Source organism: Pseudomonas sp. R151218B TE3479, from assembly GCF_053629195.1.
Window position 1 is genome coordinate 5,760,336 of record NZ_JBRJHV010000001.1, and the last position, 22,552, is coordinate 5,782,887.

At 61.0% G+C, this 22,552-nt stretch carries 21 protein-coding genes; 13 read left to right on the plus strand and 8 right to left on the minus strand.

All coding sequences use genetic code 11. The features are described from left to right. Positions 1 to 62 precede the first annotated feature (62 nt). Entirely contained in the window at positions 63 to 1,352 is a 1,290-nt protein-coding gene (gene gltA / locus AB7M32_RS24930) for a citrate synthase (protein ID WP_003204440.1), read from the plus strand. Positions 1,353 to 1,658: 306 nt separating this feature from the next. On the opposite strand, the gene AB7M32_RS24935 is transcribed toward gltA, so the two are convergent. The 3 genes from AB7M32_RS24935 to AB7M32_RS24945 all read right to left on the minus strand — a co-directional run bounded on the left by AB7M32_RS24935 (position 1,659) and on the right by AB7M32_RS24945 (position 4,791). After that, positions 1,659 to 3,317 carry a cation acetate symporter gene (locus tag AB7M32_RS24935; RefSeq protein WP_454251694.1) on the minus strand — a complete coding sequence of 553 codons (1,659 nt, stop codon included), beginning with the start codon at positions 3,315 to 3,317 and terminating at the stop codon, positions 1,659 to 1,661. Then, positions 3,314 to 3,625, minus strand: coding sequence for a DUF485 domain-containing protein (locus AB7M32_RS24940; RefSeq protein ID WP_072406462.1), 312 nt, complete (start codon positions 3,623 to 3,625; stop codon positions 3,314 to 3,316). The genes AB7M32_RS24935 and AB7M32_RS24940 overlap by 4 nt, the downstream gene beginning before the upstream one ends. A gap of 311 nt (positions 3,626 to 3,936) precedes the next feature. Further along, positions 3,937 to 4,791 (minus strand): glycine betaine ABC transporter substrate-binding protein, encoded by an 855-nt coding sequence (locus AB7M32_RS24945; RefSeq protein WP_072406463.1) that lies wholly within the window; start codon positions 4,789 to 4,791, stop codon positions 3,937 to 3,939. A gap of 424 nt (positions 4,792 to 5,215) precedes the next feature. Between AB7M32_RS24945 and AB7M32_RS24950 the strand changes: the two genes are divergently transcribed. Next, a complete protein-coding gene (locus AB7M32_RS24950; protein WP_060741153.1) occupies positions 5,216 to 6,514 on the plus strand; it encodes an alpha/beta fold hydrolase in 1,299 nt (432 codons plus the stop codon). Continuing rightward, entirely contained in the window at positions 6,507 to 7,295 is a 789-nt protein-coding gene (locus AB7M32_RS24955) for an MlaA family lipoprotein (RefSeq protein WP_454251695.1), read from the plus strand. Before AB7M32_RS24950 ends, AB7M32_RS24955 begins: the two co-directional genes overlap by 8 nt. A 134-nt stretch (positions 7,296 to 7,429) precedes the next feature. Here AB7M32_RS24955 and AB7M32_RS24960 read toward each other — a convergent pair whose 3' ends face one another. Then, a complete protein-coding gene (locus tag AB7M32_RS24960; RefSeq protein ID WP_158457664.1) occupies positions 7,430 to 8,344 on the minus strand; it encodes a DUF808 domain-containing protein in 915 nt (304 codons plus the stop codon). A 131-nt stretch (positions 8,345 to 8,475) separates the two neighbouring features. Between AB7M32_RS24960 and AB7M32_RS24965 the strand changes: the two genes are divergently transcribed. After that, complete coding sequence (locus AB7M32_RS24965; RefSeq protein WP_014339596.1) at positions 8,476 to 9,081, plus strand: TetR/AcrR family transcriptional regulator; 606 nt, start codon at positions 8,476 to 8,478, stop codon at positions 9,079 to 9,081. A gap of 111 nt (positions 9,082 to 9,192) precedes the next feature. Here AB7M32_RS24965 and AB7M32_RS24970 read toward each other — a convergent pair whose 3' ends face one another. Together AB7M32_RS24970 and AB7M32_RS24975 are read right to left on the minus strand one after the other, a co-directional pair. After that, a complete protein-coding gene (locus tag AB7M32_RS24970) occupies positions 9,193 to 9,651 on the minus strand; it encodes an REP-associated tyrosine transposase (protein WP_454251696.1) in 459 nt (152 codons plus the stop codon). 211 nt (positions 9,652 to 9,862) lie between these two features. Continuing rightward, entirely contained in the window at positions 9,863 to 10,303 is a 441-nt protein-coding gene (locus AB7M32_RS24975; RefSeq protein WP_454251697.1) for a GlcG/HbpS family heme-binding protein, read from the minus strand. 265 nt (positions 10,304 to 10,568) lie between these two features. Between AB7M32_RS24975 and gcl the strand changes: the two genes are divergently transcribed. The 9 genes from gcl (at position 10,569) to AB7M32_RS25020 (ending at position 21,591) form a co-directional block, all read left to right on the plus strand. Then, a complete protein-coding gene (gene gcl / locus AB7M32_RS24980) occupies positions 10,569 to 12,344 on the plus strand; it encodes a glyoxylate carboligase (protein WP_060741149.1) in 1,776 nt (591 codons plus the stop codon). A gap of 129 nt (positions 12,345 to 12,473) precedes the next feature. Further along, positions 12,474 to 13,256 carry a hydroxypyruvate isomerase gene (hyi, locus tag AB7M32_RS24985; protein ID WP_454251698.1) on the plus strand — a complete coding sequence of 261 codons (783 nt, stop codon included), beginning with the start codon at positions 12,474 to 12,476 and terminating at the stop codon, positions 13,254 to 13,256. 156 nt (positions 13,257 to 13,412) lie between these two features. After that, complete coding sequence (locus AB7M32_RS24990) at positions 13,413 to 14,303, plus strand: 2-hydroxy-3-oxopropionate reductase (RefSeq protein WP_454251699.1); 891 nt, start codon at positions 13,413 to 13,415, stop codon at positions 14,301 to 14,303. A 151-nt stretch (positions 14,304 to 14,454) separates the two neighbouring features. Beyond that, a complete protein-coding gene (locus AB7M32_RS24995) occupies positions 14,455 to 15,735 on the plus strand; it encodes a glycerate kinase type-2 family protein (RefSeq protein WP_454251700.1) in 1,281 nt (426 codons plus the stop codon). Then, on the plus strand, positions 15,725 to 17,140 hold the full coding sequence (gene pyk, locus AB7M32_RS25000) for a pyruvate kinase (protein ID WP_454251701.1): 1,416 nt from the start codon (positions 15,725 to 15,727) through the stop codon (positions 17,138 to 17,140). The genes AB7M32_RS24995 and pyk overlap by 11 nt, the downstream gene beginning before the upstream one ends. A gap of 114 nt (positions 17,141 to 17,254) precedes the next feature. Next, positions 17,255 to 18,154 (plus strand): urea transporter, encoded by a 900-nt coding sequence (locus AB7M32_RS25005; RefSeq protein ID WP_454251702.1) that lies wholly within the window; start codon positions 17,255 to 17,257, stop codon positions 18,152 to 18,154. Positions 18,155 to 18,174: 20 nt separating this feature from the next. Further along, entirely contained in the window at positions 18,175 to 18,999 is an 825-nt protein-coding gene (locus AB7M32_RS25010) for an ion transporter (RefSeq protein WP_072406483.1), read from the plus strand. 96 nt (positions 19,000 to 19,095) lie between these two features. Then, positions 19,096 to 20,094, plus strand: a complete 999-nt coding sequence (locus AB7M32_RS25015) for a sulfate ABC transporter substrate-binding protein (protein ID WP_454251703.1) — start codon at positions 19,096 to 19,098, stop codon at positions 20,092 to 20,094. 294 nt (positions 20,095 to 20,388) lie between these two features. Then, positions 20,389 to 21,591, plus strand: coding sequence for an MFS transporter (locus tag AB7M32_RS25020; RefSeq protein ID WP_454251704.1), 1,203 nt, complete (start codon positions 20,389 to 20,391; stop codon positions 21,589 to 21,591). A 59-nt stretch (positions 21,592 to 21,650) separates the two neighbouring features. Here AB7M32_RS25020 and AB7M32_RS25025 read toward each other — a convergent pair whose 3' ends face one another. After that, positions 21,651 to 21,842, minus strand: a complete 192-nt coding sequence (locus tag AB7M32_RS25025) for a PLDc N-terminal domain-containing protein (protein WP_003204476.1) — start codon at positions 21,840 to 21,842, stop codon at positions 21,651 to 21,653. Positions 21,843 to 21,913: 71 nt separating this feature from the next. Beyond that, the gene (locus AB7M32_RS25030) at positions 21,914 to 22,444 is read right to left on the minus strand and encodes a hypothetical protein (protein ID WP_454251705.1); all 531 of its coding nucleotides are present in this window, start codon (positions 22,442 to 22,444) and stop codon (positions 21,914 to 21,916) included. Positions 22,445 to 22,552: the final 108 nt, after the last annotated feature.

Genomic DNA, 22,552 nt, shown 5'->3' on the forward strand with positions numbered 1-22,552 from the left:
TAGTGGTGCGGGCCCTGCGTGGGGGGTCTGTCTGATGATTCCAAGCATTAATAGGAGGCCACATGGCTGACAAAAAAGCGCAGTTGATCATCGAGGGCGCAGCCCCCGTCGAGCTGCCCATTTTAACCGGCACCGTTGGTCCCGATGTAATCGACGTACGGGGCCTGACGGCCACGGGCCGTTTCACCTTTGACCCAGGTTTCATGTCGACCGCCTCGTGCGAGTCGAAAATCACCTACATCGACGGCGACAACGGCATCCTGCTGCACCGCGGCTACCCGATCGAGCAACTGGCTGAAAAATCGGACTACCTGGAAACCTGCTACCTGCTGCTCAACGGCGAGCTGCCAACCGCAGAGCAAAAGGCCCAGTTCGTCAGCACCGTGAAGAACCACACCATGGTTCACGAACAGTTGAAGACCTTCTTCAACGGCTTCCGTCGCGATGCCCACCCGATGGCCGTCATGTGCGGTGTTGTCGGCGCTCTCTCGGCCTTCTACCACGACTCCCTGGACATCAATAACCCCCAGCATCGCGAAATCTCCGCGATCCGCCTGGTGGCGAAGATGCCGACCCTGGCAGCCATGGTCTACAAGTACTCCATGGGCCAGCCCATGATGTACCCGCGCAACGACCTGACCTATGCAGAAAACTTCCTGCATATGATGTTCAACACCCCGTGCGAGATCAAACCGATCAGCCCGGTACTCGCCAAGGCCATGGACCGGATCTTCATCCTCCATGCCGACCACGAGCAGAACGCCTCCACGTCCACCGTGCGCCTGGCCGGCTCCTCGGGTGCCAACCCGTTCGCCTGTATCGCCGCCGGTATCGCCGCACTCTGGGGCCCTGCCCACGGCGGCGCCAACGAAGCGGTACTGACCATGCTCGATGAAATCGGCGATGTCTCGAACATCGACAAGTTCATCGCCAAGGCCAAGGACAAGAACGATCCGTTCAAGCTGATGGGCTTCGGTCACCGGGTCTACAAGAACCGCGACCCGCGCGCCACCGTGATGAAGCAGACCTGCGACGAAGTGCTCAAGGAACTGGGGATCAAGAACGATCCGCAACTCGAACTGGCCATGCGCCTGGAAGAGATCGCCCTGACCGACCCGTACTTCATCGAGCGCTCGCTGTACCCGAACGTCGACTTCTACTCGGGGATCATCCTCAAGGCGATCGGCATTCCAACCAGCATGTTCACCGTGATCTTCGCCCTGGCGCGAACCGTCGGCTGGATCTCCCACTGGAAGGAAATGCTCTCCAGCCCTTACAAGATCGGCCGCCCGCGCCAGCTGTACACCGGCTACGAGTCGCGTGACATCACTCAGTTGGAAGACCGCAAGTAAGGCCTGCCTTGTAACAAGGTCTCAAGCCGCACCGAAACAGCCCCCGCCTCTTATATAGGAGCGGGGGCTGTTTTGTTTGTGCCTCTTTTCATCTGATCCAGAAGCGGCATTGACAGACCCGACGCCATCGCGAGCAAGCTCGCTCCCACAGTTGACCTGTTGTGAATACAAAGCCCGTGCTCACTGGAGATCCCCTGTGGGAGCGAGCTTGCTCGCGATGACGGCAGACCTGCCAACCTTGAAACCGGCACAAAAAAATACCCCAGCCTCTCGACCAGGGTATTTCTTCAAGCACTTATCGCTACATCAATGGTTAACCGCCCCACTCGCCCCCAGGCCAGTCTGCGAACGCACGAACTGCGGGAAGAACAGCGCCCGTTCGTTTGCGCCTTCAGCCGACTTGTCGGTGATGGAGAAGAACCAGATGCCGACGAACGCAATGATCATCGAGAACAGTGCCGGGTACTCGTACGGGAAGATCGCCTTCTCGTGACCCATGATCTGCACCCAGATGGTCGGACCAAGCACCATCAGGCCCACGGCACTGACCAGCCCCAGCCAGCCGCCGACCATGGCGCCACGGGTGGTCAGCTTCTTCCAGTACATCGAAAGCAGCAGTACCGGGAAGTTGCAGCTCGCCGCGATGGAGAACGCCAGGCCCACCATGAACGCGATGTTCTGCTTCTCGAACAGGATGCCCAGGCCGATCGCCAGCACCGCAAGGGCGATGGTGGTGATTTTCGAGACGCGAATCTCGTCCTTCTCGTTGGCCTTGCCCTTCTTGATCACGCTGGCATACAGGTCATGGGACACCGCCGAGGCACCGGCCAGGGTCAGGCCCGCTACCACCGCCAGGATGGTCGCGAACGCCACCGCCGAGATAAAGCCCAGGAAGATGCTACCGCCCACAGCGTTGGACAGGTGCACCGCCGCCATGTTGTTACCGCCCAGCAAGGCACCCGCCGCGTCCTTGAAGGCCGGGTTGGTGCTGACCAGCAGGATCGCGCCGAAGCCGATGATGAAGGTCAGGATGTAGAAGTAACCGATGAAGCCGGTGGCATACAGCACGCTCTTGCGCGCTTCCTTGGCGTCGCTCACGGTGAAGAAGCGCATCAGGATGTGTGGCAGGCCAGCGGTACCGAACATCAGCGCCAGGCCCAGGGAGAAGGCCGAGATCGGATCCTTCACCAAGCCACCGGGGCTCATGATCGCCTCGCCTTTAGGGTGAACCTTCACCGCTTCGGCAAACAGCATGTTGAAGTCGAAGTTGACGTGTTTCATGACCATCAAAGCCATGAACGAAGCACCCGACAGCAGCAAGACCGCCTTGATGATCTGCACCCAAGTGGTGGCCAGCATGCCGCCGAACAGCACGTAGAGGCACATCAGGATACCCACCAGGATCACCGCGACATGGTAGTCCAGGCCGAACAGCAGCTGGATCAGCTTGCCGGCACCGACCATTTGCGCGATCAGGTAGAACGCCACCACCACCAGCGAGCCGCAGGCGGACAGACTGCGGATCTGGGTCTGCCCGAGGCGATAGGACGCCACGTCGGCAAAGGTGTATTTACCCAGGTTACGCAGGCGTTCGGCGATCAGGAACAGAATGATCGGCCAGCCCACCAGGAAGCCGATGGAGTAGATCAGGCCGTCATAACCGGAGGTGAACACCAGCGCGGAAATGCCCAGGAAGGACGCCGCCGACATGTAGTCGCCCGCGATTGCCAGGCCGTTCTGGAAGCCGGTGATCTTGCCGCCGGCTGCATAATAGTCGGCCGCCGAGTTGTTTTTCTTGGACGCCCAGTAGGTGATATATAAAGTCGCACCGACGAAGGCCACGAACATCAGGATAGCCGCGACGTTGAGGGGTTGTTTCTGCACGGCACCGGTCAGGGCGTCAGCCGCCCAGGCGCCCGGTGCGAACGCCGCGATGCTCAAAAGAGCCAGTAGACGCCGGATCATTGCTGAGCCTCCTTGAGAATCGCATTGTTCAGGTCGTCGAACTCGCCGTTGGCACGTCGCACGTAGATACCGGTCAGGACGAAGGCCGAGAGAATCAGGCCGACACCGATGGGAATACCCCAGGTGATGGTGGACTCAGGCGTGATCTTGGCCCCGAGAATGTGTGGCCCGTAGGCGATCAGAAGAATGAAGCCGGAATACAGACCAAGCATGATCGCCGAGAGAATCCAGGCGAACTTTTCCCTTTTTCTCACCAGCTCCTTGAAGCGCGGGCTGTTTTGAATCGAGAGGTAAATGCTGTCGTTCATTGTTTTTATCCTCGCAGCACAGATTTAATTGGAACAACCCTACTCTATGCGGCTCAAGGCCAGGTTCCAGACGACCTTAGTATTAGAACGACATGACGGTTTTGCCAGTTCTTAGCCAATTTTCGCAATTGCCTTGTGGGAGCGGGCTTGCTCGCGAATGCGGTGAGTCAGTCAACACATAGCCAATAGACAGATCGCATTCGCGAGCAAGCCCGCTCCCACAGGGGTATGTGCAACATTGGAAGCTTGCAGGCACAAAAAAACCGCATGACACAACGTCATGCGGTTTCGGAACAGTCAAACCAGGCCGATTACTTGCCAGTCCACTCCTTCACACGGTCCGGGTGCTTGGCGACCCAGTCCTTGGCAGCGGCGTCCGGCTTGGCGCCTTCCTGGATCGCCAGCATGACTTCGCCGATCTCGTCTTTCGACGCCCACTGGAATTTCTTCAGGAACTCGGCCACTTCCGGGGCCTTGGTGCCCAGTTCCTTGCTGCCGATGCTATTTACAGTCTCAGCCGCGCCGTAGACGCCTTTCGGGTCTTCCAGGAAGCGCAGTTTCCACTTGGCGAACATCCAGTGCGGCACCCAACCGGTGACTGCGATGGATTCGTTTTTCTTCTCGGCACGGGTCAGCTCGGCAATCATGCCGGCGCCGGAACTGGCCTTGAGTTGATAACCGGTCAGGTCATAATCCTTGATCGCCTGTTCGGTCTTGAGCATCACGCCTGAACCGGCGTCGATGCCGACGATGCGCTTCTTGAAGGAGTCGTCGGTCTTGAGATCCTCGAGCGACTTGGCCTTGACGTACTCCGGCACGATCAAGCCGATTTTTGCGTCCTTGAAGTTGGGACCGTAATCGACCACCTGGTCCTTGTTCTTGGTCCAATAGTCGCCGTGGGTCACTGGCAGCCAGGCCGACAACATTGCGTCGAGTTTGCCAGTGGCCACACCTTGCCACATGATCCCGGTCGCGACCGCTTGCAGCTTCACGTCATAACCGAGTTTTTGCTTGATCACTTCGGCGGCCACGTGGGTGGTCGCGACGCTGTCGGACCAGCCGTCAACGTAACCGATGCTCAGGGTTTTGGTTTCGGCGCTGGCCAAGGTGGAACTGATGGCCAGTACCAGTGCGGCACCTGCGCCCAAGAGTCGTCGCATCTTCATCGTTACTTCCCCGAAAGTGCTGCGCCCGACGGATGCCGGACGGCGTCAACGTATAGTTATGATGCTCAGCGCCCCCATCACGCTCGCCCTCAAACCGGTCTGAACGCCAGTGGAGTACTGACAGGATCGATCATCAACCTGTGCCGCTCCTGAACCTGCTCTGTCTGCGACGTCGAAGCAACGAGAAACGACATCAGAACGCCAGCTACTGTTTCCAGGCAATTGGCGCCTCCTCACACGTGAGATTTGCTGTCCAAATCCGGCAAATACCAGATAACTAGCCGCCACTGCGCATGACCGTGTATCGTCCCGCTACTATCGCACCCCGTCCGTGCCTGTTTTGTGCCCATCATGGCACTTGGCTCCGCTTCGGTGGTCATAGGCTGCGAACTTCATTCGGCACCTTCCTCTAAGGGATCCAGTCATGCTCCGTTCCTTGCGCTTCGCTGCCCTCCTCGGCGGCCTTATCCTGAGTGCGTCCGCGCTGGCGGCAGATATTGACGCCGCCAGCTATGGCTACCCCTTGACCAACCCGTTCGAGGCGACCATCGCCACCACGCCGCCGGACCTGCGTCCGGAGCTACCGCTGATCGAAGACATCAATCAGGCGGACCATAGCCTGACCCTACGCCCGGAACGCGAGTTCATCCTGCCGGACAACTTCTGGCCGGTAAAAAGCCTCACCTACCGCATGGCCACCCAGGACAAGCCCGCGCCGCTGATCTTCCTGATCGCCGGCACCGGTGCGCGCTACGACAGTACCCTCAACGAATACCTCAAGCGCCTCTACTACAAGGCCGGCTACCACGTGGTGCAGCTGTCCTCGCCCACCAGTTTCGACTTCATGAGTGCCGCTTCGCGCTTTGCCACGCCGGGCATTTCCAAGGAAGACGCCGAGGACATGTACCGGGTGATGCAGGCCGTGCGCGCGCAGAACCCCAAGCTGCCGGTGACCGAGTACTACCTGACCGGCTACAGCCTCGGCGCCCTGGATGCGGCCTTTGTCGCCCACCTGGACGAAACCCGGCGCAGCTTCAATTTCAAGAAAGTGCTGCTGCTGAACCCGCCGGTGAACCTCTACACCTCGATCACTAACCTGGACAAACTGGTCCAGACCGAAGTCAAGGGCATCAACAGCACCACGACCTTCTATGAACTGGTGCTGAACAAGCTGACCCGTTACTTCCAGCAAAAAGGCTACATCGACCTCAACGATGCCCTGCTCTACGACTTCCAACAGTCCAAGCAGCACTTGAGCAATGAACAGATGGCCATGTTGATCGGCACCTCGTTCCGTTTCTCGGCGGCAGACATCGCGTTCACCTCGGACCTGATCAACCGTCGCGGCCTGATCATCCCACCCAAGTTCCCGATCACCGAAAGCACCAGCCTGACGCCGTTCCTCAAGCGTGCGCTGCAATGCGATTTCGACTGTTACCTCACCGAGCAGGTGATCCCGATGTGGCGCGCGCGCACCGACGGCGGCAGCCTGCTGCAACTGGTCGACCAGGTCAGCCTGTACGCGCTGAAGGATTACCTGCACGACAGCCCGAAGATTGCCGTCATGCACAATGCCGACGACGTCATTCTCGGCCCGGGCGACCTGGGCTTCCTGCGCAAGACCTTTGGCGATCGCCTGACGGTTTATCCGTTGGGCGGCCACTGCGGCAACCTTAACTACCGCGTCAACAGCGACGCCATGCTGGAGTTTTTCCGTGGCTAAATATCTGCTGCTTATCGCTGCGTTAATGAGTGCGGGCATGGTCCACGCCGACAACAGCAAAGCCAATGCGCCTGTGGTGGTGGATTCGGACGGTTTCAAGGAACCGCTGACCAAGCTCAAGTTCAACCCGGGGCTGGACCAGCGCGAGTTCGAGCGCTCGACCCTCAACGCGTTGAACGTCTATGACCCGCTGGAATCCTGGAACCGCCGGGTCTATCACTTCAACTACCGCTTCGACCAATGGGTCTTCCTGCCCGTCGTCGATGGCTATCGCTACATTACCCCTGGTTTCGTGCGCACCGGGGTCAGCAATTTCTTCAACAACCTGGGGGACGTGCCGAACCTGATGAACAGCCTGCTGCAACTCAAGGGCAAGCGTTCAATGGAAACCACGGCGCGACTGCTGCTCAACACCACCGTGGGCATCGCCGGCCTGTGGGACCCAGCCACCGCCATGGGCCTGCCGCGCCAGAGCGAAGATTTCGGCCAGACCCTCGGCTTCTATGGCGTGCCGGGCGGCGCGTATTTCGTGCTGCCGATCTTCGGCCCGTCGAACCTGCGCGACACCTCGGGCCTGCTGGTGGACTACACGGCCGAATCGGCGATCAACTTCCTGAACGTCTCCGAAGTCAGCTCCAACCACCCGGAGTTGCTACTCCTGCGCGGCGTCGACAAGCGCTACCAGACCAGTTTCCGCTACGGGCAACTGAACACCCCCTTCGAGTATGAGAAGGTGCGTTACGTGTACACCGAGTCGCGCAAGTTGCAGATCGCCGAGTAACCCAACGCCTGATGCAAATCCCCCTGTGGGAGCGGGCTTGCTCGCGAATGCGATGTACCAGTTGACGAATATGCCACCTGATACATCGCATTCGCGAGCAAGCCCGCTCCCACAGTTGTCTTGTATTTCCAGTCTTAGCCTTTCAGCGCTTTCCAGACCTTGCCGACCACCATCACCCCCGCCAACACCGCCGCCCCTGCAACGATCCCGGCCACGGCATTGAGCAACGTCGGCACGATAAACCCGGCACCTCCGGCACTGGCCGCCACGCTTTCGATCCAGTGATGCACCACTGGCACGCCATGGGTCAGGATGCCACCGCCCACCAGGAACATCGCCGCAGTGCCGATCACCGACAGGCTTTTCATCATGTAGGGTGCCGCACTCAGGATCGCACCGCCGATGCTTTTGGCGGCCTGGCCTGGCTTGTGCGTCAGCCAGAGTCCCAGGTCATCGAGCTTGACGATCCCGGCCACCAGGCCATAGACGCCAATGGTCATGACGATGGCGATGCCCGACAGGACAATCACCTGCTGGGTCAGTGCTGCGTCAGCGACGGTGCCGAGGGTGATGGCGATGATTTCGGCCGAGAGGATGAAGTCGGTACGTACCGCGCCCTTGATCTTGTCCTTTTCAAAGGCCACCAGATCGACCGCCGGATCCGCCACCGCCTCGACCAGTTGCGCATGTTCGGCCTGATCCTCGGCCTTGCTGTGAAGGAACTTGTGGGCGAGTTTTTCGAATCCTTCGAAACACAAATAAGCGCCACCCACCATCAGCAACGGCGTCACCAACCAAGGGACGAAAGCGCTGATCGCCAGCGCCGACGGCACCAGGATCAATTTGTTGATGAACGACCCCTTGGCCACCGCCCACACCACTGGCAGCTCCCGCTCGGCACGCACACCCGACACTTGCTGGGCATTGAGTGCCAGGTCATCGCCAAGCACGCCGGCGGTTTTCTTGGCGGCCATCTTGGTCATCAGCGCGACATCGTCGAGCACGGTGGCGATATCGTCGATCAGTACCAGCAAACTGCTTCCAGCCATGGAGAGGGCTCCTTGAATAATAATGCCGCGCAGCATACCGCGAGCCGCGGCGCCTTGGGCATTCTTGAGCGCCGCGCGAAGCCGGTGCTACCATGCGCCACCGCCAGAACAGGCAAGGAACCCCTGGGTTTATGAGCACAATCCGCGAGCGCAACAAAGAATTGATCCTGCGTGCCGCCAGCGAAGAATTTGCCGACAAGGGCTTCGCCGCGACCAAGACCAGCGACATCGCGGCCAAGGCAGGCCTGCCCAAACCCAACGTCTACTACTACTTCAAATCCAAGGAAAACCTCTACCGCGAGGTGCTGGAAAGCATCATCGAGCCGATTCTCCAGGCCTCGACACCGTTCAATGCCGACGGCGTGCCCGGCGAGGTGCTGAGCCACTACATCCGTTCCAAGATCCGCATCTCCCGCGACCTGCCCTTCGCCTCGAAAGTCTTCGCCAGCGAAATCATGCACGGCGCCCCCCACCTGAGCCCCGACCTGGTGGAACAACTCAACGCCCAGGCCCGGCACAACATCGACTGCATCCAGACCTGGATCGACCGCGGCCAGATCGCCCCCATCGACCCCAACCACCTGATGTTCAGCATCTGGGCCGCCACCCAGACCTATGCCGATTTCGACTGGCAGATCAGCGCCGTGACCGGCAAGGCGAAGCTGGATGAAGCGGATTACGAAGCGGCGGCGCAGACGATCATTCGGTTGGTGTTGAAGGGGTGTGAGCCAGACTGAAGACCGAGTTGCCTTCAAATCGCGAGCAAGCTCGCTCCCACCTAGATGCGTGAACACCGCAAATCCCTGTGGGAGCGGGCTTGCTCGCGAAGGCGGCAACTCGATTTCAAGTCAAATCCAGATAGCATCCCACAGGGGATACTCGCCAAGTCGCTTCACTAAACGTGCTCGCAGTGGGTTGGCGACAACGTAGCGAGCGAGCTTGATCAAATTGTCTTCCCTGCGCAAAGCTCGGTCATGGTAGCCCTGCTGCCATAGGCTACCAACCCTGTTATCCGCCTCATTGACTGCCTTGGCACTTATCGATTTCATCTGACACATCAACTGCCCCAAAGACCCCTGATGCAGTTGAATCAACCAATGAAAATGATCAGGCATAACGACAAAGGCCAGGGAGTCTGCAACGCCTTGCTCTTGTATCTGCCTGAACTGACGGATAACTATCCTACCCAAGCCATAATCTTTGAAGACAGGCTCGCGCTTCAGTGTGTTGGCTGTCAGTAGGTAGATGCGGTTTTGCTCCGCATAGCGACCGATACGCAGACGGTGCGAAGCTGAGTATGCTGGCATTCCATAGCCTCCTTTCTTAGTGAAGTCCTGAAAGGCTAGCGGCGGGAGGCAAAAATCATGATCAGACTTTTAGCTGGATGTGTCTGGACGATTGCTTTCGCGAGCAAGCCCGCTCCCACAGGGCTTTGCAGTGTTCGAACATTATGTGTCCAGCATCAAACCCTGTGGGAGCGAGCTTGCTCGCGATGGCGCCGGTCCATTCACCGCAAAATCAAGCGACCACCCCCGCATCCGCCCTCAACTGCAGCGCCTCCACCGCCCTGACCGCCACCTGCTCATCCACATCCGAAACATCACCACTGACACCGATCGCCCCCAGCACCCTCCCGTCCTGATCCCTGATCAATACCCCACCCGGGGCCGGTACGACGTTGCCCTGTCCCAACCCATTCAAAGCGGCAAAGAACGCCGGGCGTTGTTGGGCGTCCTGGGCGAGCAGGCGCGAGCCTTTGCCCAGGGCGATGGCGCCCCAGGCCTTGCCGATGGCGATCTGCGGTCGAAGCAGGCTGGCGCCGTCTTCGCGCTGCAAGGCAATCAGGTGTCCGCCACTGTCCAGCACCGCGACGGTCAAGGGCGCAGCGCTGATTTCACGACCGGCGGCAAGGGCTTGCCCGGCCAGGTTTACGGCGATTTTCAAGGTTAGAACGCTCATGGGTGCTGTCCTTCTTTTGTTATGGAAAAGCCTCGCGGGCTTCACTTAAGCAAAACCGAACCCTACTAATAGAACACAACAATTCATATTTTTGTATACAATAATCTTCACCGATTACCATAACCGATGAAATACCGCAGCAAAACGGCCTTCCGACAAATGAAACAGGTGCTTGAGGAAATGGATTGACCTGCGTCGTTCGCCATGAATACACTCTGCACAAAGCCACTTGTATACAATTACAAAACGTAAGAGGCACAAAATCATGAGCAAAATGAGAGCAATCGAAGCCGCCGTTCTGGTGATGCGCCGTGAAGGCGTGGACACGGCCTTCGGCATCCCGGGTGCCGCGATCAACCCGCTGTACTCCGCCCTGCAGAAGGTGGGTGGCATCGATCACGTCCTCGCTCGCCACGTTGAAGGCGCCTCGCACATGGCCGAGGGTTACACCCGGACCAAGGCCGGCAATATCGGTGTATGCATCGGCACTTCGGGCCCGGCCGGCACCGATATGGTGACCGGGCTCTACAGCGCTTCGGCCGACTCCATTCCGATTCTGTGCATCACCGGGCAAGCCCCCCGCGCCCGTATGCACAAGGAAGACTTTCAGGCTGTGGATATCACCAGCATCGTCAAACCCGTGACCAAGTGGGCAACCACCGTGCTGGAGCCGGGCCAGGTGCCGTATGCGTTCCAGAAGGCGTTCTTCGAGATGCGCTCCGGCCGCCCGGGCCCGGTACTGATCGACCTGCCCTTCGACGTGCAGATGGCCGAGATCGAGTTCGACATCGACGCCTATCAACCGCTTCCGCTGGCCAAACCCGCGGCCAACCGTGTGCAGATCGAGAAAGCCCTGGCCATGCTCAATCAGGCTGAACGTCCATTGCTGGTGGCCGGCGGTGGCATCATCAACGCCGACGCCAGCGATCTGCTGGTGGAGTTCGCCGAGCTGACCGGTATCCCGGTCATCCCCACCTTGATGGGCTGGGGCACCATTCCCGACGATCATCCGCAGATGGTTGGCATGGTCGGCCTGCAAACGTCCCACCGCTACGGCAATGCGACCTTGCTCAAGTCGGACGTGGTGCTGGGCGTCGGTAACCGCTGGGCCAACCGTCACACCGGTTCGGTGGACGTCTACACCGAAGGCCGCACGTTCATTCATGTGGACATCGAGCCGACGCAGATCGGCCGCGTCTTCACCCCCGACCTGGGCATCGTTTCCGACGCCGCCTCGGCCCTGACGGTGTTCATTGAAGTGGCCCGCGAATGGCAAGCCGCCGGCAAGCTGAAAAACCGCAGCGCCTGGCTGCAGGACTGCCAGCAACGCAAGGCCAGCCTGCAGCGCAAGACCCACTTCGACAACGTGCCGGTCAAGCCACAGCGGGTGTACGAAGAAATGAACCAGGTGTTCGGCAAGGACACCTGCTACGTCAGCACCATCGGTCTGTCGCAGATCGCCGGAGCGCAATTCCTCCACGTCTACAAGCCACGCCACTGGATCAACTGCGGCCAGGCCGGACCCTTGGGCTGGACCATTCCGGCGGCGCTGGGGGTGGTCAAGGCCGATCCGAGCCGCAAGGTCGTGGCGCTGTCGGGCGACTATGATTTCCAGTTCATGATCGAAGAACTGGCGGTGGGTGCGCAGTTCAAGCTGCCCTACATCCATGTGGTGGTGAACAACTCCTACCTGGGCCTGATTCGCCAGGCCCAGCGCGGGTTCGACATGGACTACTGCGTGCAGCTCTCCTTTGACAACCTCAACGCCCCGGAACTCAACGGCTATGGCGTGGACCACGTTGCCGTGGCCGAGGGCCTGGGGTGCAAGGCGCTGCGGGTGTTCGAACCGGCGGGTATCCAACCGGCACTGCGCCAGGCCCAAGCGATGATCGAGGAGTTCAAGGTGCCGGTGATCGTCGAGATCATCCTGGAGCGGGTGACCAACATCTCTATGGGCACCGAGATCAATGCCGTCAATGAGTTTGAAGACTTGGCGCTTGTGGGCAACGATGCACCGACCGCCATTTCGTTGCTCGATTGACCCCCGGTGTGGGAGCGGGCTTGCTCGCGAAGACGGTTTCAGTTCCAACAAAGATGTCGGCTGACACACCGTTTTCGCGAGCAAGCCCGCTCCCACAGGGGGCCTGATAAATATTTACAGGAGACCACCATGCCGCGTTTCGCCGCCAACCTGTCCATGCTGTTCACCGAGCAGGATTTCCTCGCCCGTTTCGAAGCCGCCGCCAAGGCTGGCTTCAGTGGGGTCGAATACCTGTTCCCCTATGACTACAGCTCCGCCGAACTCAAGGCCTTGCTCGACACCCACGGCCTGACCCAAGTGCTGTTCAACCTGCCGGCCGGCGACTGGGCCAAGGGCGAGCGCGGCATTGCCTGCCTGCCGGACCGGGTCGAGGAATTCCGCGCCGGTGTCGACCTGGCCATCGCCTACGCCCAAGTGCTGGGCAACACGCAGGTCAACTGCCTGTCGGGGATTCGTCCACAGAACTGCAGTGAAACCCTGGTGGAGAAAACCTTCGTCGCCAACCTGAAATACGCCGCCGAGAAGTTGCAGGCCAAAGGCATCAAGCTGGTGATGGAAGCCATCAATACCCGCGACATTCCTGGCTTCTACCTGAACAACACCGCCCAGGCTTTGTCGATCCGTGAGCAGGTGGGCAGCGCCAACCTGTTCCTGCAATACGACATCTACCACATGCAGATCATGGAAGGTGACCTGGCCCGGACCCTGTCGGCGCACCTGAGTGAGATCAACCATGTGCAACTGGCGGACAACCCGGGCCGCAACGAGCCGGGTACGGGGGAAATCAACTACCGCTTCCTGTTCGAACACCTGGACCGCATCGGCTACCAGGGTTGGGTCGGCTGTGAATACAAGCCGCTGACCACCACCGAAGCCGGCCTGGGCTGGCTGAAAACCCATAACGCGATCTGATCCGGATCTTTCCTTGTGGGAGCGGGCTTGCTCGCGAAAGCGGTGGGCCAGACAACACATCTGTGACTGATACACCGCTTTCGCGAGCAAGCCCGCTCCCACAGAAAAGCAGTTCTCCATTTGCCTGAAGTAGCAAAAAAACAAGAGGATTTTCCCATGGCTAAAATCGGATTCATCGGCACCGGCATCATGGGCCACCCCATGGCACTGAACCTGCAAAAGGCCGGTCACAGCCTGTTCCTGTCCCAGCACCACGACGCGGCTCCGACCGACCTGCTGGCCGGTGGCGCGGTGGCGTTGGCCAACCCAAAGGAAGTGGCCCAGGAAGCCGAGTTCATCATCGTCATGGTCCCCGACACCCCGCAGGTCGACGACGTGCTGTTCCGCGCCGACGGCGTGGCGGCGGGCGTGGGCGCGGGCAAGGTGGTGATCGACATGAGTTCGATCTCCCCCACCGCCACCAAGGCGTTCGCGGCGAAGATCAATGAAAAAGGCGCGCAATACCTCGATGCCCCGGTCTCCGGTGGTGAAGTCGGTGCCAAGGCTGCGACCCTGAGCATCATGGTCGGTGGCGACAACGCCGCCTTCGAGCGCGCCCTGCCGCTGTTCCAGGCCATGGGCAAGAACATTACCCTGGTGGGCGGTAACGGCGATGGCCAGACCGCCAAAGTGGCGAACCAGATCATCGTCGCCCTGAACATCCAGGCGGTGGCCGAAGCGTTGTTGTTCGCCGCGAAAAACGGTGCCGACCCGGCCAAGGTCCGTGAAGCACTGATGGGCGGTTTCGCGTCGTCGAAGATCCTCGAAGTGCACGGCGAACGCATGATCAAGGGCACCTTCGACCCGGGCTTCCGCATCAGCCTGCACCAGAAGGACCTGAACCTGGCCCTGCAAGGCGCCAAGGAACTGAACATCAACCTGCCCAACACCGCCAACGCCCAACAAGTGTTCAGCACCTGCGCGGCCATCGGCGGCAGCAACTGGGATCACTCGGCGCTGATCAAGGGGTTGGAGCATATGGCCAATTTCTCGATTCGCGACAACTGAACCACCATAAAACCCTGTGGGAGCGGGCTTGCTCGCGAAAGCAATCGACCTGTCACTGAAGTATTGACTGACACACCGCTTTCGCGAGCAAGCCCGCTCCCACAAGTGATCGAGTCGCCTCGTCTAACAACAAAAATTCCGGGAGCCCGCCATGTCGGTCGATCCGCAACAACTGCTGCGCGAGCTGTTTGCCACAGCCATCGATGCGGCCCATCCGCACCACGTCCTTGAACACTACCTGCCCAGCAACCGCAGCGGCCGGGTGATCGTCATTGGCGCCGGCAAGGCCGCGGCGGCCATGGCGCAAGTGGTCGAGCGCTGCTGGCAGGGTGAAGTGTCCGGCCTGGTGGTGACCCGCTACGGCCATGGCGCGCCCTGCCAGAAAATCGAAGTGGTGGAAGCCGCCCACCCGGTGCCCGACGCCGCAGGCCTGGCCGTGGCCCAGCGAGTACTGGGGCTGGTGAGCAATCTCAGCGAAGACGACCGGGTGATCTTTCTCTTGTCCGGCGGCGGCTCCGCCCTGCTCGCCTTGCCAGCCGAAGGCATCACCCTGGCCGACAAGCAATCGATCAACAAAGCCTTGCTCAAGTCCGGCGCGACCATCGGCGAGATGAATTGCGTACGCAAGCACCTCTCGGCGATCAAGGGCGGGCGCCTGGGCAAGGCCTGCTGGCCGGCGACGGTATACACCTACGCGATTTCCGATGTGCCGGGTGACCTGGCCACGGTCATCGCATCCGGCCCCACGGTGGCCGACCCCAGCACATCGGCCGAAGCCCTGGCGATTCTCCAGCGCTACCACATCGACGTGCCGGCGTCGGTGCGCGACTGGCTGCACAGTCCAGCGTCGGAAACCGTCAAGCCCGGCGACCCGAGCCTGGCGCGCAGCCACTTTCAATTGATCGCCCGTCCCCAGCAATCCCTGGAAGCCGCAGCGGTGAAGGCTCGCCAAGCCGGTTTCAGCCCGTTGATCCTCGGCGACCTGGAAGGCGAATCCCGGGAGGTGGCGAAAGTCCATGCCGGCATCGCCCGGCAAATCGCCTTGCATGGCCAGCCACTGGCGGCGCCGTGCGTGATTCTCTCCGGCGGCGAAACCACCGTCACCGTGCGCGGCGATGGCCGTGGCGGGCGCAATGCCGAATTCCTGCTGAGCCTGACCGACAGCCTCAAGGGCTATCCCGGCATCTACGCGTTGGCTGGCGACACGGACGGCATCGACGGTTCCGAAGACAACGCCGGCGCCCTCATGACCCCGGACAGCTATCGCCGCGCCGCCGAACTGGGCCTGTGCGCCAGCGACGAGTTGGATAACAACAATGGCTACGGCTACTTCGCCGCCCTGGATGCGCTGATCGTCACCGAACCGACCCGCACCAACGTCAACGACTTTCGCGCCATCCTGATCCTCGAGACCCCCAAACATGACGCCTGATAAAAAGGTCAAGATCCTCGCGACCCTCGGCCCCGCCACCCGAGGCATCGATGACATCCGCGAGTTGGTACAGGCCGGCGTGAACATCTTCCGCCTGAACTTCAGCCACGGCGACCATGCCGACCACGCCCAGCGCTACCAGTGGATTCGTGAGGTCGAGCAGCAGCTCAATGACCCCCTGGGCATCCTGATGGACCTGCAAGGTCCGAAGCTGCGGGTTGGCCAATTCGTCGACGGCAAGGTCCTGCTGCAACGGGGCCAGGCCCTGCGCCTGGACCTGGACCCGACGCCGGGTGACCAGCGCCGCATCAACCTGCCCCACCCGGAAATCATCGCGGCTCTCGAGCCGGGCATGGACCTGTTGCTGGACGACGGCAAGTTGCGCCTGCGCGTGACCGCCAGGCACCGCGACGCCATCGACACCGAAGTGCTCAACGGCGGCGAGCTGTCGGACCGCAAAGGCGTGAACGTGCCCCAGGCCCTGCTCGACCTGAGCCCGTTGACCGCCAAGGACCGGCGCGACCTGAGTTTCGGCCTGGAGCTGGGCGTGGACTGGGTGGCGTTGTCGTTCGTGCAGCGGCCCGAGGACATCCGCGAGGCTCGCGCGCTGATCGGCAACAAGGCGTTCCTGATGGCGAAGATCGAGAAGCCGTCGGCGGTGACCCAACTGCGGGAAATCGCCGAATTGAGCGACGCGATCATGGTCGCCCGCGGCGACCTGGGGGTCGAAGTCCCGGCCGAAAGCGTGCCGCAGATTCAGAAAAACATCATTGGCACCTGCCGTGCCCTGGGCAAACCGGTGGTGGTGGCCACCCAGATGCTCGAATCGATGCGCTTTTCCCCGGCGCCCACCCGCGCCGAAGTCACTGACGTTGCCAACGCCGTGGCCGAGGGGGCCGATGCGGTGATGCTCTCGGCGGAAACCGCTTCAGGGGATTACCCCCTCGAAGCCGTGCAGATGATGAGCAAGATCATCCGCCAAGTGGAAAACGGTCCCGACTACCAGGCGCAGCTGGACGTCAGCCGACCGAAAGCCGAGGCCACGGTGTCGGACGCCATCAGCTGCGCGATCCGGCGCATCAGCAGCATCCTGCCGGTGGCGGTACTGGTGAACTACAGCGAATCAGGCAGCTCCAGCCTGCGCGCGGCGCGGGAACGGCCGACGGTGCCGATCCTCAACCTCACGCCGAACCTGCAGGCCGCCCGCCGCCTGACGGTGGCCTGGGGTGTGCACTCGGTGGTCAATGACCGGTTGAAGCAGGTGGACGAGGTCTGTTCCACCGCCCTGGAAATCGCCCAGGCCCAAGGCATGGCCCAGCGTGGCGATACCTTGCTGATTACCGCGGGCGTGCCGTTCGGGCAGCCGGGGTCGACCAATTCGCTGCGCATCGAGACGTTGATCTAGCGTCTGTACTGGCCTCATCGCGAGCAAGCTCGCTCCCACAGGGGCTGCGGTGCCCTTGTGGGAGCGAGCTTGCTCGCGATGAAGTCGACTCGGTCCCTCTGACACACACCTACCATGCCCAACACCCACTGCCCCGACTGGGCCACCGCCCTGCTCAACGGCTTTAGCCAAGTCTTTCTCCAGCGCCATCCGCTGTGCGGCCTGCTGTGCCTGTTGGCGATTCTGCTCACGGCGCCCGCCCTGTTCGGCGGCGCGTTGCTCGGCGGGGTGGCCGGGTTGCTGACGGCCCAGCGACGCGGTTACCCCAAGGCCGACCGGCAAGCCGGGCTGTTCAGCTACAACGGCATTCTGCTGGGCTTGCTGCTGAGCCTGGCGTTGCCCTGGTCCGTCCTGTTGCCACCGTTGATCATCGCCGCGGGTGGCCTCAGCGCAATGCTGATCCAGCAATGGCTCAAGCGCACCCGAGGCCCTCGCTGCCTGCCAGCCTACACCGCGCCCTTTGTCGGGTTGGCTTGGCTGCTGATGGGGTTCACCCCGCCGCCGCCTCTCGCCACTTCGATTGAAATAACCCTGCCCAACCTGCTGGCCGCTCAGTTGAGCGGACTGGGCCAAGTCATGTTTCTCGGCCACCCAATGGCCGGTGCGCTGATCGCGGCCGGTCTGCTGCTGGCCAACCGGCGCGCCGGCGCTTGGGCATTGTTCGCTTCCGCCGTCGGCCTGGCCTTCGCCTTGTTTCAACATGAAAACGCAACCGCTCTGTCGGGGCTGGGCGGCTACAACCCGGTGCTGGTGGCGCTGGCCATCAGCCAACAGCGCCGCCCATGGCTGCCGCTGACGGGCATCGTCCTGGCGATCATGCTCACGCCGGGCTTTACTGCCCTCGGCCTGCCTCCCCTGACAGCGCCGTTCATCCTCGCCTGCTGGCTGATCCAGGCCACCGGCCGGGCGTGGCGTCAGGCCAGCCTCGACATCGCGCCTTGCGCTGTACGGGGCAATCACCCTAGGCTTCGCTGATTCCGGTTCAGGCGAAGATTATGCAAAGCAGCGACAACTGGCGTGAACGCCTCTACGTGATCATTTTCCAGACCGATACCGTGGCCGGCCGGCGCTTCGACAGCACTCTGCTGTTGATCATTCTCGCCAGCCTGGTGATCGTGATGCTCGACAGCATCGACAGCGTGCACAAAAACTATGCGGCCCTGCTGGCGGCTATCGAGTGGGGCTTCACGTTCATCTTCATCGTCGAGTACGGCCTGCGCCTGTACTGCTCGCCCAAGCCGCTGCGCTATGCCTTCAGTTTCTACGGCTTGGTGGATTTGCTGGCGATCGTGCCGGGGATTCTGGCGCTGTACTACAGCGATGCCCAATACCTGCTGATCGTTCGGATCATCCGCATGCTGCGGATTTTCCGAGTACTCAAGCTCAGCCCTTACCTCAAGCAAGCCAACTACCTGATGGCGGCACTGCGCGGGAGCAAGCAGAAAATCATCGTGTTCCTGGTCAGCGTCTCGACCCTGGTCACCGTCTTCGGCACGCTGATGTACGTCATCGAAGGCCCCGAGCACGGTTTCACCAGCATCCCCAAGGGCATCTATTGGGCTATCGTGACACTGACCACCGTGGGCTTCGGCGACATCGTGCCCAAGACGCCCTTGGGCCAAGTGGTGTCGTCCCTGGTGATGATCACCGGTTACTCGATCATCGCCGTGCCAACGGGTATTTTCACGGCTGAACTGGCCACGGCCATGCGCGGTGACCAGCTCAAGCACGATTGCCCGGTGTGCAGCAAAAACAACCACGACCACGGCGCCGCTTTCTGCTCCCGTTGTGGCAATGCACTGTTTAAGAAATTGGAATAAGCAAAGCACTTTTTGATGCTTGAAGGTCTATAGGCTTGCAGCTAGTGTGCTGGCTAATTGCCCGGAACCCCCGTTCAAATAAAAAGGAATTCGTAAGTGAAGAACTTCTTTGGCGCCTCCCTTCTCGCCGCCGGCCTGACCTTCGGCAGTCTGGCCCACGCCGCCCCGACCCTGCTTAACGTTTCCTACGACGTAATGCGCGATTTCTACAAGGACTACAACGCAGCCTTCCAGAAGCACTGGCAGGCCGAGCACAACGAAAACATCACCGTACAAATGTCGTTCGGCGGCTCCAGCAAGCAGGCGCGCTCGGTGATCGACGGGCTGCCGGCGGATGTCATCACCATGAACATGGCCACCGACATCAACGCCCTGGCGGACAATGGCAAACTGGTGCCCGAGAACTGGGTCACCCGCCTGCCAAACAACAGCGCACCGTTCACCTCGGCGACGGTATTCATCGTGCGCAAAGGCAACCCCAAAGCACTGAAAGACTGGCCCGACCTGCTCAAGGACGGTGTGCAGGTGATCGTGCCCAACCCGAAAACCTCCGGCAACGGTCGCTACACCTACCTGTCGGCCTGGGGTTACGTGCTGAAAAATGGCGGTGACGAGAACAAGGCCAAGACCTTCGTCGGCAAACTGTTCAAGCAGGCGCCGGTCCTGGACACTGGCGGTCGCGCCGCGACAACCACCTTCATGACCAACCAGATCGGCGACGTGCTGGTGACCTTTGAAAACGAGGCGGAAATGATCGCCCGCGAGTTCGGCCGCGACCAGTTCGAAGTGATCTACCCAAGCGTTTCCGCCGAAGCCGAGCCACCGGTCAGCGTGGTCGACAAAGTCGTCGAGAAGAAAGGCTCCCGCGAAGCCGCCGAGGCCTACCTCAAGTACCTGTGGTCGCCCGAAGGCCAGGAAATCGCCGCCGCCAACTACCTGCGCCCACGGGACCCGGCAGTACTGGCCAAATACACCGACCGCTTCCCGAAAGTGGACTTCCTGTCCGTGGAAAAAACCTTCGGCGACTGGCGCACGGTGCAGAAGACCCACTTCAATGATGGCGGGATTTTCGACCAGATCTATAGCGGGCAGTAAGAAAACAAATGAGTCATGCGCGGTCCTGTGGCGAGGGGATTTATCCCCGCTGGGCTGCGCAGCAGTCCTAAAATCGGACACTGCTGTGTTTCAGACAAATCGCGTCGGCTGCATTTGGGGGCTGCTTCGCAGCCCAACGGGGATAAATCCCCTCGCCACAAAGACAGCGCCAGCGCGCTCCCGATGCGTTCATCATCAACCGCAAGCATGTCTGATATCAGCCGCAAAGCCTGTTCCTGAGCCCTGCAAGTCTTTAGCCTCACGCCATCCTTTCAATTGATCGATGAGATTGCCATGAGTGCTCATTCACCCACCTCGCCCGGCAGCCCTCTGACCCGCGGCATGGTCCTGCTTTTCGCCTTCTGCTGCGGCGCCATTGTCGCCAACATCTACTACGCCCAACCCATCATCGAACTGATCGCACCCGATGTCGGCCTGAGCAGCACCATGGCCAGCCTGATCGTCTCGCTGACCCAGATCGGTTATGCCCTGGGCCTGTTTTTCCTGGTGCCGTTGGGTGACTTGCTGGAGAACCGTCGACTGATGATTCTCACCACGCTGGTGGCGATTGCCAGCCTGCTGGGGGCAGCGTTCACTGACCAGCCGAATGTGTTTCTGCTGGTCTCGCTGCTGGTGGGGTTCAGTTCGGTGTCGGTGCAAGTCCTGATTCCGCTGGCCGCGCACCTGGCGCCGGAGGAATCCCGGGGGCGGGTCGTCGGTGGGATCATGGGCGGCCTGCTGCTCGGGATCCTGCTGGCGCGGCCGGTCTCCAGCGTCGTGGCCGATCACTTCGGCTGGCGGGCCATGTTCATCATCGCCGCCGCATTGATGGCCGCGATCAGCATCGTCCTGGCGCTGACCGTGCCCAGGCGCCAGCCCGACCATAGCGCCTCTTATGGCCAACTGCTGGGCTCGCTCGGCACCCTGCTGCGCCAACAACCGCAGCTGCGTCAACGGGCGTTTTACCAGGCCTGTATGTTCGCCACGTTCAGCCTGTTCTGGACTGCCGTGCCGCTGGAACTGTCACGCAACCATGGCCTGTCCCAGACTGAAATCGCCCTGTTCGCCCTGGTGGGCGCCATCGGTGCCATCGCCGCGCCCATCGCCGGTCGCCTGGCGGATGCCGGCCATACCCGCAACGCCTCGCTGCTGGCGATGCTGTTCGCCAGCCTGAGTTTCCTGCCGGCGTTCATCCATCCGCTCTACAGCGTGATCGGCCTGGCGGTGACCGGCGTGGTCCTGGACTTCTGCGTGCAGATGAACATGGTCCTGGGCCAGCGCACCATCTACGCCCTCGATGCCAAGAGTCGCAGCCGGCTGAACGCGCTGTACATGACCAGCATCTTCGTCGGCGGCGCCTTCGGTTCATCGATTGCCAGTGCGGTGTACGAGCACGGCGGCTGGTTGTGGGTGGTGATCGTCGGCAGCGCCTTCCCGCTGTTGGCCTTGCTGCGCTTCCTGAGTGCCTCGCGCAAGCCGTCCCTGGCCACGGCCTGAAACCCCACGCATAAAAAATGCCCGGTCGCTCAAGGCGACCGGGCATTTTCATGGAGCGGTCAAATCCGCACGTTGCCACGCGGCCCGGCAATCGCCCAGATGATCAGGCCCAGGACCGGTAGCAGCAGGATCAGCAGCACCCAGAGAATTTTCATCCCGGTTTCCGCGCCACTCTTGAGTACATTGATGATCGCCCAGATATCGAGCGCCAGGATAATCAGGCCGACCAGGCCGTTGAAGGTGGAACCCATGGTGTCGCTCCCAAATGGTGATAGGCACCCTTAGGATAGCGGTCCCCAGGCAAGGGTTCCGTTTTATTGCGTCAGACGTGGACAGCGACCTTGAGAGCCTCCAAGGCCGGCGCGGCGGCGATGTCGACTTCGGCGCACAGCTCCAGCACCCGCGGCACGTCGTTGCCGTATACCAGCACCATTTGCAATTCATCGTCGAGCAACTGGCTGAAGTTCATCAGCACATAACCGCCGTTTTCCTTGTTCAGGCTACTCATCTGGATCTGGATACGATTGAGCGCGGTCAGGGCTTCGGTTTTCGCCAGCTGCTTGGGCTTGAGATTGAACGCCACGCCAGGGCCGAACGAGGCGACGATCTGTTCGAACAGGTCCACGTAGGTGTCGGCCTGGAACAGCACGGTGTCCGGCAGACTGCCCACCACCACCCACTCCCCCAACGGGATCGGGAACGTATCGTCGTAGTTGATATCGGGGTTGGCGGTCAGGAAAGCCGTCGGATCGGCGTAGGCCTGGGCCGCTTCGTCAGCGATTTTCACGATATCCGCCTCGCCGAGGCAGCCGGAGCTGATTTTACCGATGAGTTCGATGAGGGCGGCTTTCATGGGGGTGAATCCTGTGGCAAAGGGTGTTTTGAGGGCGGGCAGGATAGCGCATCACATCGGTCGAGTCAGGAACCTGTGGCCCCGGAGCTTTTGTGGCGAGGGGATTTA

Bases quoted from the DNA above. Each gene is read 5' to 3' on its own strand.
- AB7M32_RS24960 (WP_158457664.1), bottom strand. From the start codon at position 8,344: ATGGCTGGAAGCAGTTTGCTGGTACTGATCGACGATATCGCCACCGTG.
- AB7M32_RS24995 (WP_454251700.1), top strand. From the start codon at position 14,455: ATGTCGGTCGATCCGCAACAACTGCTGCGCGAGCTGTTTGCCACAGCC.
- AB7M32_RS24935 (WP_454251694.1), bottom strand. From the start codon at position 3,317: ATGATCCGGCGTCTACTGGCTCTTTTGAGCATCGCGGCGTTCGCACCG.
- AB7M32_RS25010 (WP_072406483.1), top strand. From the start codon at position 18,175: ATGCAAAGCAGCGACAACTGGCGTGAACGCCTCTACGTGATCATTTTC.
- AB7M32_RS25025 (WP_003204476.1), bottom strand. From the start codon at position 21,842: ATGGGTTCCACCTTCAACGGCCTGGTCGGCCTGATTATCCTGGCGCTC.
- gcl (WP_060741149.1), top strand. From the start codon at position 10,569: ATGAGCAAAATGAGAGCAATCGAAGCCGCCGTTCTGGTGATGCGCCGT.
- AB7M32_RS24940 (WP_072406462.1), bottom strand. From the start codon at position 3,625: ATGAACGACAGCATTTACCTCTCGATTCAAAACAGCCCGCGCTTCAAG.
- AB7M32_RS24965 (WP_014339596.1), top strand. From the start codon at position 8,476: ATGAGCACAATCCGCGAGCGCAACAAAGAATTGATCCTGCGTGCCGCC.
- gltA (WP_003204440.1), top strand. From the start codon at position 63: ATGGCTGACAAAAAAGCGCAGTTGATCATCGAGGGCGCAGCCCCCGTC.
- AB7M32_RS25030 (WP_454251705.1), bottom strand. From the start codon at position 22,444: ATGAAAGCCGCCCTCATCGAACTCATCGGTAAAATCAGCTCCGGCTGC.
- AB7M32_RS25020 (WP_454251704.1), top strand. From the start codon at position 20,389: ATGAGTGCTCATTCACCCACCTCGCCCGGCAGCCCTCTGACCCGCGGC.
- AB7M32_RS24945 (WP_072406463.1), bottom strand. From the start codon at position 4,791: ATGAAGATGCGACGACTCTTGGGCGCAGGTGCCGCACTGGTACTGGCC.
- AB7M32_RS24990 (WP_454251699.1), top strand. From the start codon at position 13,413: ATGGCTAAAATCGGATTCATCGGCACCGGCATCATGGGCCACCCCATG.
- hyi (WP_454251698.1), top strand. From the start codon at position 12,474: ATGCCGCGTTTCGCCGCCAACCTGTCCATGCTGTTCACCGAGCAGGAT.
- AB7M32_RS24975 (WP_454251697.1), bottom strand. From the start codon at position 10,303: ATGAGCGTTCTAACCTTGAAAATCGCCGTAAACCTGGCCGGGCAAGCC.
- pyk (WP_454251701.1), top strand. From the start codon at position 15,725: ATGACGCCTGATAAAAAGGTCAAGATCCTCGCGACCCTCGGCCCCGCC.
- AB7M32_RS25005 (WP_454251702.1), top strand. From the start codon at position 17,255: ATGCCCAACACCCACTGCCCCGACTGGGCCACCGCCCTGCTCAACGGC.
- AB7M32_RS24970 (WP_454251696.1), bottom strand. From the start codon at position 9,651: ATGCCAGCATACTCAGCTTCGCACCGTCTGCGTATCGGTCGCTATGCG.
- AB7M32_RS24950 (WP_060741153.1), top strand. From the start codon at position 5,216: ATGCTCCGTTCCTTGCGCTTCGCTGCCCTCCTCGGCGGCCTTATCCTG.